The following is an 11,862-nucleotide window of genomic DNA, read 5'->3' on the forward strand; positions in this document are numbered from 1 at the left end:
CTGGTTTTTCACTGTCATCTGCGTATCTATTTACATATGAAAATATTAGGTTATTCTGTATGCATAGTGCTAGAATAGAGAGAGGTACTTTTAAAAACATTCTATAAGCAGTGAGGTTTATCATGACAGATGAAAAGCAGGAAATTCAACAACTAAAGAATGAAATTAAAGAATTAAAAGAACAGCTGGTTCAATCAGAACAACTCATCATGGAGATCTCAGCACCCATAATCCCCTCCATCGTCCCTGAAACGATCCTGATCCCCATTACGGGCAGACTCAGTCCTGAGCGCTTTGAAACGATCATTTCCAAGATATTAGACGTCTCGTACGGTGGGGACATCAACACAATCATTGTAGATTTCTCAGCCATATCAGAAAAAGAAATCGGGGAAACGGACATCTTCGGCACCTATATCCATAACATGGCCAAGGCAATTGGATTAATGGGGATCGAAACCTTATTTGTCGGGTTTACGCCTGCCCTTACTCAAGTGATGATCAATTCAGGAGTGAGAGAGCTTAAAGGGATTAAAAGCTTCCTCACATTTCGGACAGCTTTGCAATATTTGATGAGGGAAAAGGAAATTACATTCCAGAAGATAAATGAGTAAAAGAACCAGCCTACACGGTTGGTTCTTTTTTTATGCAAACAACCATCATGTTTGTTCTGTGATAGGGGAAACTACCCCTATCAGATAAAAAAGGATTTGAATAGCTCATGATTGATTTTAAAGACTTAGGTATTGTATCGTTAAGAATCTTTACGATACTTCCATTTATGATTTTTGTCACATTATATATGGGGAAACGTTCCATTGGGGAGTTGCCGGTATTTGATTTTTTAGTGGTCCTTGTGTTTGGTTCTGTCGTAGGAGCGGATATTGCGGATCCTGACATCAAACATATCCATACCATCGTCGCAATGATTCTGATCGGCATATTACAAAAGATCTTGACCAAAATGAAAATCTCTTCACGAAAAATAGGGAAACTGCTTTCATTTGAACCTACTGTGGTCATTGAAAACGGTCAGGTTCTAAAAGAAGACTTAAAGAAAACCGGTTATACGATTGATAATATCCTGATGCTTCTTCGGGAGAAAGAAGTATTCTCATTGCAAGATGTGGAAATTGGAATCATTGAATCGAATGGGAGTTTATCGATTCATAAGATCCCCCCGAAACAAACGGTTACAGTGGAGGATGCGGGAGTGATGAAGCGGACGAGCCTTGCATTTCCTCTTATTGTAGATGGCGTATTGCATACGGGCGTTTTAGATAAATTAAACGTGGAGGAAAAATGGGTTCGGGATGAAATGCGAAAAGAGGGATTCACGTCAATCGATGAGGTATTCTATGCTTCCATCAATGTCCGAAAGGAAATTCATATCGTGAAAACATCTGATATCCATTCGTATCCCCCTTTCTTTAATTGAGGTTTCATCCTGAAAGCAGCAGAATTACGTCAATGGTTGAGTAGAGCGCAGGTTGCCTCGCTCAGTTTAATATAAACTCAGAAGCTGTTGAGTATATTGAACAGCTTTTTTGCTTATAAAGGAATCTTGGTAAGAGAGGTCGTATATATAGTGGAGAAGGAGGTTGATTCACAATGGAATTTATCTATGTATTAAAGCTGATTCCGCGCTTACATAAGGAAGAAAATTGGACAACCGAAGATGAGGGAATTGTTCAACGTCATTTTGAGAGGCTAAAGGAGCTTACGGACTCTGGAGTGGTAATCCTTGCCGGCAGAACATTGAATGAAGAAGAAAATGCTTTTGGAATCGTTGTTTTTGAAGCGGAAGATGTGGAAAAGGCCAGAGAGTTCATGAAGGAAGACCCTACCGTAAAAGAAGGGATTATGACAGCAGAACTGTTTCCATATCGAGTGGCTCTCCTGAGAAAAGAAACCAATACTTTAGTAGAGTAGGAGAAGGTATTATGGAAAAATGGATCGAAGAACTTTTTACAGAGGGGCTATTTGCGGAAGCAGCCTCAAGATATGGCTGTTACACTGCCAAAGCGAAGAAACTCGGAGACTTTGAAAACTATGTGTATGAGGTGCATAAGGGAGACACCCCCTATATCCTCCGCCTCACTCACAGTTCTCATCGAACGGAAAGTGAAGTGGAAGCTGAGCTGAAATGGATGAACTACTTACATAAACACGGTGTGAATGTATCATTAGTCAATCATTCTGATAAAGGAAAGCTCGTAGAAGTCATCAAAGCAGGAGACACGTATTTCTATGTGTGTTTATTTAATAAAGCTCCAGGCAGTCCTGTGAAAGTGAATGATCCGTTATTCGATGAAGAACTATTTTATAAATGGGGGAAAATGACAGGACATATGCACCGGGTAACAAAAGGATACGGGCAGGCTGGCATCCACCGTCTTCGATGGGATCAGGACGATGTGCTGGAATTCAAGAAATATTTATCGGTACAAGACGGGTCCATCATTGAAAAAGGTCATAAAAACAAAGAGATGATAAGAAGCTTTGTGGAAACGAAAGATACTTTTGGGCTGATTCACTCAGACATCCATCCAGGGAACTTTTTTTATCATGAGGGTGATCTTCATGTGTTTGACTTTGACGATAGTACACAGTTCTTTTTTATAAGTGACGTTGCCATTCCTCTATACTATTCTGTGTGGTGGAAGCTTCGTAATGAGAATTTAGTTACCCGTAGCCAATTTGGCGGAAAGTTTCTCGTTTCATTTTTAAAAGGATATTTGACGGAGTGTGATCTAGAAGAAGAGTGGGTGGACCGGATCCCCCATTTCCTGCTGCTCAGGGATTTAACACTGTATTCTGTCTTTCATAAAAAATGGGATCTTGAGAATTTATCGGATGTCGAGGAGTCGCTTCTTTCTCAAATCAGGGACAGATTGCTCCATGATGAGCCAATCGTCGATCTGGACTATGGTGAAATTATTGAAAAAGCGCGAGCAAAATGATTTGGGCACTACTTATTACAGGTGTGATCATCGGAATATTAGTCCGTCTTATGAGGACGACCTTTAAGAGTGGGTATGGGATGTCAGAGGATTTATTTGATCAGCCTGTGTATGTAAAGACATGCATTCATTGTCACAGGAGGATTCCAAAGGATTATCAAAAATCTCTTTGTCCCCATTGCGGGAAGCTGGTGGAATGATGAAAGGTTTGAAGGATTTCTCCTTTGAGCCTTTTTTAATGGCGTTTATTTTATATGTGGAGATAAATTTGGTATGATGCTAAAGACGATTTACATACAAACTGATGAGGTGAAAAAATGGATAAAACCATTGGGTTTATAGGATGCGGAAATATGGCACAAGCGATCATGGGGGGCATACTGAGGTCTGGATTAGTGGATAAACATGCGATTAAAGCCAGTGCCAGAACTCAGGAGACACTGGATAAGGTAGCAGAGGAATTTGGAGTGGGGGTTACCAGTGATAATATAAGTGTAGCAGCCTTTTCGGATATTGTGTTTTTATCAGTGAAACCTGACCACTATCGGAGCATCATCGAATTGATAAAGGGTTCCCTGAAAGAGGATGCGATCATCATTACCATTGCAGCAGGCATCACGATTCAATGGATGGAGAGTCAGCTTTCTGAATCAATGAAAATTGTCCGGACCATGCCTAATACCCCGTCTCTTGTAGGAGAAGGCATGACAGCCTATTGTGTAAATAATGAAGTAACCGAAGAAGATCTTACAGATGTACAAGCCATTTTAGAAAGCTTCGGAAAGGCTGAAATGGTAGAGGAAAGCCTGATGGATGCCATTCCGGCAGTGAGCGGATCTTCTCCCGCGTATGTGTTTATGTTCATAGAAGCGCTGGCTGATGGAGCGGTTCTGCAAGGCATTCCCCGCAAGCAGGCCTATCAGCTCGCATCGCAGGCTGTACTTGGAGCAGCAAAAATGGTCCTTGAAACGGGCACTCATCCAGGAGAACTGAAGGATGCCGTTTGCTCACCGGGAGGAGCAACGATTGAAGCGGTATCAGCTCTGGAGAAGAATAATTTTAAAGGAGCCATTTTAACGGCCATGGAAGCATGCAGCCGTAAATCGAAGTCCTTGGGCGAGTAGAGTGGAAGGCATTGACCTCAAGCCGTTAAAGAACTCTAAATCTGCCAAAATACACACTTATAAACTGAAAATTTTTCAATCTAACAAAATTTCAACCAACTCAGGAGGTCCGTCCCTCTCAACTTTATTCAAACTGCCAAGGTATTGATATACTTTGGCAGTTTGTTGTTTATCGGGTTTGGTATTCGACTGTCAAGATGGCTGTGACGCTGATTTGTCCTGGTTGGACGGCTGTACTTTCTTCAGCGGCTTTCACAAATCCGGTTGTTACAAAGGGGGTGACGATTGGGCTTGATTGCTCTGTGATGGACTTTGGCTGGGGATTGAGCTGCTGCCCTGATTGGCTCGATAATGTGAGTGCTTTTTGGTATGCCTTTTGATATGCGGAGGTAAGGGCTAACTGATAGGATTCGTTGGGGTTTGAACGGACAAATTGAATGTTTTCTACCCGATTGGCTCCGCTTTTAATAGCATCATCTATAATCGTACCTACTTTTTCAATATCTTTTATAGTAACGCGAAATACTTGGCGAACCTCATATCCTGTGAAAATTTGCTTCCCGTCCTCATAGTTATACTGCGGGAATACTTGATAGGTGGAGGTTTGGATATCTTTTTGTGACACACCGTTATTTAATATTGATTGTACGACTTGACTGGACTGCTGCTGGTTCTCGTTTTGTGCCGCTTCAAGTTCTTCATCTTTAGTGACAACACCGATAGAGACGATGGCTTGATCGGGATCCACATAGAGTGTATGCTCACCAGTCACAGTAATTGTCCCATTGGTGTTGCCGGTTCTATAGTAAGGATATGAATACATGAGCAAACCTACACGCACGTAAAGGATTCAATTTTATCTAAATCGATGCCGAAGTATACCCATGTGAATCCGATCCATCTCCACCCGGCAATGGAACGGCGTCCAACGAAGACAGGATAAAACCAGAAAGCATCTCTTCTTAACCAAATATACGTGTAACGGAATAAACATCTTCTGATGGCACCTGGGTCTACTGCAAAGACACTTGGTCCACCTTGTGTTCCTTGCATCATCGTTTTTTGCGGTTGGAAGTTCGGTGGTGGTCCGGGTGGTGGTTGATTTTGTCCGCCTTGCCCGCCTGTAGGTGGTGGTGAGCTTGGTGCGCCTTGTCCTCCACCTGGAAAGCCTGGAAAACCGCCGCCCGATCCTTGACCTCCACCAGGAAAGCCGGGGAATCCGCTGCCTCCCCCGGGAAAACCAGGGAATAGTTGTCTGTGATCGTACATAGAAGAACCTCCTCATAAAGAATTCTCTTTATCTTATGAGGAGGTTGGGTGGGCGTGCGTGTCTATTACTATTAACGAAGGGTGTAAATCAAGTGTCCATCGCTTTCTTCATCACATTTTTTAGCGTTTCTGCAGAGTGGGCGAATTGAGTTCTTTCTTTATCATTTAATGGGAGCTCGACGACTTTTCTGATGCCCTCGCCATTAATGATGGCAGGAACACCGATGTATATGTCTTCTTGATCATATTCTCCTTCAAGGAGGGCAGAAACGGTTAAAATGCTATTTTCATTGTTAAAGATCGCTTTGGTAATCCTGGCAAGACCCATGGCAATGCCGTAATAGGTTGCGCCTTTTCGTTCAATGATGTGATAGGCTGCATCTCTTACATTGACGAATATGTCGTCGAGTTGTTTCTGCACATCATCCTGGTGGAGATCAATCAACTCACTTAAATGACTCGCTCCTACAGTCGTGTGGCTCCAAACGGGAAACTCCGTGTCGCCGTGTTCTCCCATAATATAGGCGTGAATATTCCGTGTATCAATATCAAAATGCTCTCCGACTAAGTAACGAAGTCTGGCTGTATCTAGAATCGTTCCAGATCCGATGACTCTCTCTTTAGGTAGACCGGAAAACTTCCACGTTGCATACGTCAAGATGTCGACAGGGTTCGTTGCCACAAGGAAAATGCCGTTGAATCCACTATTCATGACGGAGTCTACAATGTTTTTAAAGATTTTCACATTCTTTTCCACCAGGTCCAGACGGGTTTCACCGGGCTGCTGGTTCGCTCCTGCCGTAATCACGACCAAGTCAGCATCCTTGCAGTCACTGTAATCCCCTGCAGATATTTTCATAGGAGAAGCGAAAGCAAGGCCATGATTTAAATCACGTGCATCTCCATCAGCTTTCTCCTTATTCAGATCGATCATCACAAGCTCATGTGCGATACCTTGATTGAGAAGAGCAAAGGCATAACTTGAGCCTACAAATCCTGTACCGATTAAAGCTACTTTGTTTGTGCATTTGATTGTCATACGTCATCACCTATTCATGAGTTTTTTGTTAGCATGATTCATAGCAATGTTCCGTCTTTAAAGAATGAAATGAGGGCTGTAAGATATTTGGTTTATATATTGTGAAGTAATTCACAACCAAATGATAACATGAAACACATTGATATTCTACTCTGAAATATAGCATAACATACTTAATTGTGAATTAATTCACAAACTTGTCATACTCAGGGACTTACCCAGGTGACTTGTCCCTCAAATAAAAAAGGGTTTTTTCTGATGTGTGATGAATGTATAGAGGAAGAGGAGAGTTATGGGAGGTGTGTGTATGAATGTCAGGAGTGGGGAATTATTTATCCGTCCTTTAGTGGAAGGGGATAAACACACGTTGGCAAGGTGGTTACAGGATCCCGAGGTACTGGAGTTTTATGAAGGCAGGGACCGCCCCTTCACCCTTCAGCTGGTGGAGGAGAAATTCCTTGCAGAGAGGGACGTCTCGGGTTGTCTGGTGGAGTTTGAGGGGAATGAAATCGGTTATCTCCAGTATTATCAGCTCGATGAAGAAACCATGATCCGGTATGGTTATACGAATTTAGATGAAGTGATCTACGGTACGGATCAATTCATCGGAGAAGCGACATATTGGAACAGGGGGATAGGGACGCAACTCATTCGAACTGTTGTGGAGTACCTGCTCAAGAAAGAGGGGGTCCACCGCCTTGTGGTGGATCCCATGACCTGGAACACCAGGGCGATCCGATGCTATGAGAAATGTGGATATAGTAAAGCGAGAATACTGCGGGAGCATGAGCTTCATGAAGGGGAACATCATGATTCCTGGCTGATGGAGTTCATTCCCGAATAAATGGGAGACTTTAAGATGAATAGAAAAATAGAAGAAGCCATTGCATTGAGAGAGTCGGGAGAATACGAAGCTTCCATTGAAAGGTGGAAGCGATTGATTGGGGAAGAACCGGATAATGGTTTTCTGCATTACCAATGTGCATGGAGCCATGACACATTGGGACTCGAAAGTGAAGCAGTTCCTTATTACGAGAATTCGATTCAATTGGGCCTGGATGATAAAGATTTACAATGCGCCTTTCTTGGACTAGGTAGTACATATCGGACATTGGGTGAGTATGAAAAAAGCAAATCGGTGTTCGAGAAAGGAATCGGACGATTTCCTGAAAATAAAGCGATGCCGGTCTTTTATGCCATGACCCTCTACAATTTGAACAAACACAGTCAAGCAATGGAGCTGCTGCTCACATGCATTGGAGAATCATCACAAGACCCCACCATTGAACCTTATAAAAAGGCGATATCATTTTATGCCGGTCAATTGGACGCGGTGTGGAAATAAGGGTAGCAGTTCTTCATGACAGCTCTTTTTGTTCAGAAAGTAAAAAAAGGAGTGAATGAAGTTGGCAATAACACAACTGTATCTGGTGAGGCATGCTCACTCCGAATACACCCCCGAGGAATTAACCAGGCCCCTATCTGACATAGGAAAAGTGGATGCTGAGCATGTAACGGAATTATTAAAGAAGGAAAAAATTGATGCAGTATGTTCCAGTCCATACAAAAGAGCGGTGGAAACCGTTGAAGGAACAGCCCGGCACATTGATCAAAAAATCAGTATTTATGAAGAGATGAGGGAACGGACTCTATCAAGTAAACCCGTGAAAAACTTTGATGAGGCAATTTCATTGGTGTGGGAGGATCCTGCTTTTTCCTTAGAAGGTGGAGAGTCGAATCTCACCGCTCAAAAAAGAGGCGTACAAGGGATATTTAAGATCATTGAAGAATATAATGGGAAAAACGTTGTGATTGGAACACACGGTAATATCATGGTTCTGATCATGAGTTACTTTGATCCTCAATATGATATCAGGTTTTGGAGAAAGCTTGAAATGCCGGATGTATATTGTCTAACTTTTGATGATGAAAAAAATTTAAAGATCGTTAAGAGAATATGGACCCAATCAGCTTAATTTGCCGCACAAAAAGACCGTTCATTATGAACGGTCTTTCGAGTATCTATATCGAGTTAATGAGGCAGGAATGCCAGCTGATAGAAGAACAGGACAGCAAAGATATACACGAGTGGGTGTACTTGCTTCCATTGTCCTTTCACAACTTTCAGTAGTGGATACGAAATGAATCCTAATGCAATACCTGTTGCGATGCTTGAGGTTAATGGCATGCTTAGAATGATTAGGAATGCTGGGAAGGCTTCGTCTAACTGATCCCAATTAATTTGAGAGATGCTTCCCATCATCAAGCTTCCGACTATTATGAGGGCAGGAGCTGTAATAGCTGAGATTCCCGACACTGCACTCACGAGTGGTCCGAAGAAAGCAGCGGCAATAAACAGTACCGAAACAGTTAGTGTCGTTAATCCTGTTCTTCCCCCAGCAGAGACACCTGCTGAAGATTCAATATAAGCGGACGTAGGACTTGTCCCAAACATCGCCCCGACAGTTGTAGCGATGGAATCCGCCAGTAGTGCTTCACGGGCTCTAGGCATCGTATTGCCCTTCATAAGTCCAGCTTGCTGAGCCACTCCGATCATGGTTCCCGTTGTATCAAAGATGGTTACAAGTAAGAACGAGAACACAACGGCATATAGTCCATATTGAAAGACATCAGCAAATGCCGTAAGAGGATTTGCTACGATCAGTCCTTCTGGAAGATGTGGAAGAGCCACAAATCCTTCTTTAAATGATAACTCTCCTGTGAAGAAGGCAACAAGCCCAGTGACAATCATTCCGATAAATAATGCTCCATGGACGCGTAACACCATAAGGATAAGGGTAACAGCCAACCCGATTAATGCTAAGATCGCTGAAGATGAATGAAGATCTCCAAGCTGTACTAAATTCGTTGGGTGAGCCTGGATCAATCCTGTTAGTCGTAATCCAATAAAAGCAATGAACAAACCGATGCCTGCGGTGATGCCGTGCTTTAGATTTTGTGGAATGGCTTCGATCAATTTTTTTCTGAATGGGGTTAATGAAAGAATGATAAAGATGATACCTGCTACAAAAACAGCGGAGAATGCAACAATATAAGAAATGTCATCATTCGCTCCTACTACAGAGTAGGTAAAGTAAGCATTCAATCCCATCCCTGGTGCGATGGCAATCGGGTAGTTTGCAAACAAGGCCATCCATAACGTTCCGGCTACGGCTGAAATAATGGTTGCTAAGAATACTTGATCAAATGGGACACCTGCGTCGGCTAAAATAATGGGATTGACAACGACAATGTAAACCATTGTTAGAAATGTTGTAATTCCAGCCAATATTTCAGTTTTAGGATTAGTGCCGTGTTCCTTTAATTTAAACATCGTAATACCTCCAATAAAAACGAACATTAAAAACGCGCAACTTCTATAATATTCGGTATTAGGTCGGATTTCAATAGAAAGATAGGAATTTTTTTTAAGAAATAATCCTGAAACCCCTTCCAAACCCCTTTCATTTTCGATAAGATGTTATCAATTATAGAGAATCAGTGTCTATAATGGCATGACGTAAACGTTACCACGCAATAGTGACATTTCTTACGGAAAGGAGCGGTACTAACGTGTATACTCAATTGAAAAACAAATCAATCTCCCAGCAGATTGACTACATCACACGATCCTTAGTCGCTCTGAAAAGTTATAACGGAACAATAGGCGAAAGTGAGAAAGCCCGATTTATATATGAAGTGATTTCTTCATTCCCTTATTTTAAAGAGCATCCGGATCAGGTCTGGCTGCAAGAAGTCCCGAATGACCCGATTGGAAGGAAAAACGTATTTGCCCTTGTGAAAGGCGCGTCTTCTAAAACCGTTTTATTCCATGCCCACTATGATACGGTGGGAACCGATGATTATGGTGCACTGCAGGATATGGCTCATGATCCCGACTTTCTTCAGAAGTTCTTTATGGACTATGAAGGAGAGGAAAAGGTGAGAGAGGATGCCCTCTCTGGAAACTGGCTGTTCGGAAGAGGGGCATTGGATATGCAGAGCGGAATTGCCGTACACATGGCGAATCTCTTGTACTATACGGGACAGGAAACGCCCGACGGACATTTACTCTTCCTATTTAATGGTGATGAAGAAAGTGAACATGCCGGAATGATTGCAGCTTTAAGTGATCTCTATCGTTTGAAAAAAGAGGGCTTTGATTATTTGGCCGCGATCAATACCGATTTCATTTCTCCGATCTATGATGGGGACTGTAAACGATATATTTACACGGGTGCTGCAGGAAAGCTCCTGCCAAGCTTTTATATATATGGAAGAGAAGCGCATGTAGGGGATGTGCTGACATCCATCGATCCTACTGTGATTGCTTCCAAAATCAATCTCGAAATCAATCAGAACTTTGATTATCTGGAGGATATACCAGGAGAATTCACCCTGCCTCCATCGTGCTTGTATTTCAAAGATGATAAGCATACGTATAATGTTCAAACCCCTCTTAGCGCTTCTCTTTACTTCAATTACTTTGTATACGAGAGAACCGCCAGAGAAGTGCTCTACGATATGAAAAAGGCAGCATTAAAGGCAGTAAGTGAGCTGGAAGAACGGAGTAAAAAACAATTTGAGCAATATCGGAGCTATCATGGTTTCCCGGAAAGGGAGTTTTCTTGGGAAGTAGAAGTTCTGACGTTACGGGAGTATATCTTCTGGCTGAAGGAAAGAGGCATCGATCCGGATCCTGTTATGAAAAAGGTCTTTTATGATCTGGAGGGAGAAGACAGAAGGACGATTGCATATGCCATGGTGGAAGCACTGCAGCATCTGGATCCCGATCGAACGCCAAGAGTGATCATTTTCTTCGCACCGCCGTTTTTACCTCATAACTTTGTGAATGAAGAAAATGAGTATGGAAAGAGGGTAAGAGAAGCGTTGGGCTCATGCTTAAACGATATAGCCAAAGAAACCGGCGAAGAATTTGTCATTAAACGGTTTTTCCCTTATCTCGCAGATGGCAGTTTTCTCTCTCTTCATGAAGAAGACGAGGATATTGACGTATTCAAAAAGAACCTGCCGCTGATCGATCAGCTGTATCCTGTTCCCATCGATATGATCAGAAAGCTGAACATCCCTTCTATTAATATCGGAGTTTATGGAAAGGATGGACATCAGTGGACGGAGAGAGTGTATAAACCTTACACCTTCTCAGTACTGCCGGAGATTATCCAGCGTGTGACGAAGGATTTATTGAAGATATGATGTTCCGAGTATAACTGAACAAAGAGAGAGGTCATTCGCTTAGGGATGTGCCTCTCTCTTTTTATTGATGTGAATTTATTTCGTTTTTTTCAATTATTGTAAAATGGCTGGATTAATTAAGAAAACGGCTGGATTATCACCAGAATCGGCTGGATTATTGATGATTTCCGCCGAATTATTCAGAAAAGCGGCCGGATTATCTGTGATTTCGGCTGTATAAGTAAGGAAATCAATGAAATACCAGACCAAG

Annotated in this window: 14 protein-coding genes; 9 read left to right on the forward strand and 5 right to left on the reverse strand. The window is 42.4% G+C overall.

From position 1 onward, the window contains the following. The first annotated feature begins 122 nt into the window (after positions 1 to 122). The 5 genes from ACOSV2_RS00185 (at position 123) to proC (ending at position 4,087) form a co-directional block, all read left to right on the forward strand. A complete protein-coding gene (locus ACOSV2_RS00185) occupies positions 123 to 614 on the forward strand; it encodes an STAS domain-containing protein (RefSeq protein ID WP_428973487.1) in 492 nt (163 codons plus the stop codon). Positions 615 to 721: 107 nt separating this feature from the next. After that, positions 722 to 1,438: a DUF421 domain-containing protein gene (locus ACOSV2_RS00190; protein ID WP_428973488.1), complete on the forward strand. Its 717-nt coding sequence runs from the start codon at positions 722 to 724 to the stop codon at positions 1,436 to 1,438. 173 nt (positions 1,439 to 1,611) lie between these two features. Continuing rightward, entirely contained in the window at positions 1,612 to 1,932 is a 321-nt protein-coding gene (locus ACOSV2_RS00195) for a YciI family protein (RefSeq protein WP_428973489.1), read from the forward strand. 11 nt (positions 1,933 to 1,943) lie between these two features. Further along, complete coding sequence (locus tag ACOSV2_RS00200) at positions 1,944 to 2,963, forward strand: phosphotransferase enzyme family protein (RefSeq protein ID WP_428973490.1); 1,020 nt, start codon at positions 1,944 to 1,946, stop codon at positions 2,961 to 2,963. A 317-nt stretch (positions 2,964 to 3,280) separates the two neighbouring features. Further along, positions 3,281 to 4,087, forward strand: coding sequence for a pyrroline-5-carboxylate reductase (gene proC, locus ACOSV2_RS00205; protein ID WP_428973491.1), 807 nt, complete (start codon positions 3,281 to 3,283; stop codon positions 4,085 to 4,087). 169 nt (positions 4,088 to 4,256) lie between these two features. Here the strand turns inward: proC and ACOSV2_RS00210 are convergent, their stop codons facing one another. The 3 genes from ACOSV2_RS00210 to ACOSV2_RS00220 form a co-directional block, all read right to left on the reverse strand. Beyond that, a complete protein-coding gene (locus tag ACOSV2_RS00210; protein ID WP_428973492.1) occupies positions 4,257 to 4,910 on the reverse strand; it encodes an SIMPL domain-containing protein in 654 nt (217 codons plus the stop codon). A gap of 8 nt (positions 4,911 to 4,918) precedes the next feature. Then, complete coding sequence (locus ACOSV2_RS00215; protein WP_428973493.1) at positions 4,919 to 5,356, reverse strand: hypothetical protein; 438 nt, start codon at positions 5,354 to 5,356, stop codon at positions 4,919 to 4,921. 88 nt (positions 5,357 to 5,444) lie between these two features. Further along, positions 5,445 to 6,395 (reverse strand): L-lactate dehydrogenase, encoded by a 951-nt coding sequence (locus ACOSV2_RS00220; protein WP_113969478.1) that lies wholly within the window; start codon positions 6,393 to 6,395, stop codon positions 5,445 to 5,447. A gap of 307 nt (positions 6,396 to 6,702) precedes the next feature. Here ACOSV2_RS00220 and ACOSV2_RS00225 point away from each other — a divergent pair, with 307 nt between their 5' ends. From ACOSV2_RS00225 to ACOSV2_RS00235, 3 genes are all read left to right on the forward strand, one after another. Continuing rightward, positions 6,703 to 7,239: a GNAT family N-acetyltransferase gene (locus tag ACOSV2_RS00225; RefSeq protein ID WP_428973494.1), complete on the forward strand. Its 537-nt coding sequence runs from the start codon at positions 6,703 to 6,705 to the stop codon at positions 7,237 to 7,239. A gap of 15 nt (positions 7,240 to 7,254) precedes the next feature. After that, entirely contained in the window at positions 7,255 to 7,740 is a 486-nt protein-coding gene (locus tag ACOSV2_RS00230) for a tetratricopeptide repeat protein (RefSeq protein WP_428973495.1), read from the forward strand. Between the two features lie 67 nt (positions 7,741 to 7,807). Beyond that, positions 7,808 to 8,371 (forward strand): histidine phosphatase family protein, encoded by a 564-nt coding sequence (locus ACOSV2_RS00235; RefSeq protein ID WP_428974256.1) that lies wholly within the window; start codon positions 7,808 to 7,810, stop codon positions 8,369 to 8,371. A 56-nt stretch (positions 8,372 to 8,427) separates the two neighbouring features. Here ACOSV2_RS00235 and ACOSV2_RS00240 read toward each other — a convergent pair whose 3' ends face one another. Next, on the reverse strand, positions 8,428 to 9,729 hold the full coding sequence (locus ACOSV2_RS00240) for an NCS2 family permease (RefSeq protein WP_428973496.1): 1,302 nt from the start codon (positions 9,727 to 9,729) through the stop codon (positions 8,428 to 8,430). Positions 9,730 to 9,968: 239 nt separating this feature from the next. Between ACOSV2_RS00240 and ACOSV2_RS00245 the strand changes: the two genes are divergently transcribed. Then, positions 9,969 to 11,612, forward strand: coding sequence for a M20/M25/M40 family metallo-hydrolase (locus ACOSV2_RS00245; RefSeq protein ID WP_428973497.1), 1,644 nt, complete (start codon positions 9,969 to 9,971; stop codon positions 11,610 to 11,612). Positions 11,613 to 11,705: 93 nt separating this feature from the next. Here the strand turns inward: ACOSV2_RS00245 and ACOSV2_RS00250 are convergent, their stop codons facing one another. Continuing rightward, positions 11,706 to 11,861 (reverse strand): hypothetical protein, encoded by a 156-nt coding sequence (locus ACOSV2_RS00250; RefSeq protein WP_428973498.1) that lies wholly within the window; start codon positions 11,859 to 11,861, stop codon positions 11,706 to 11,708. Between the last annotated feature and the right edge of the window lies 1 nt (position 11,862).

It is taken from the genome of Rossellomorea sp. DUT-2 (assembly GCF_052665285.1).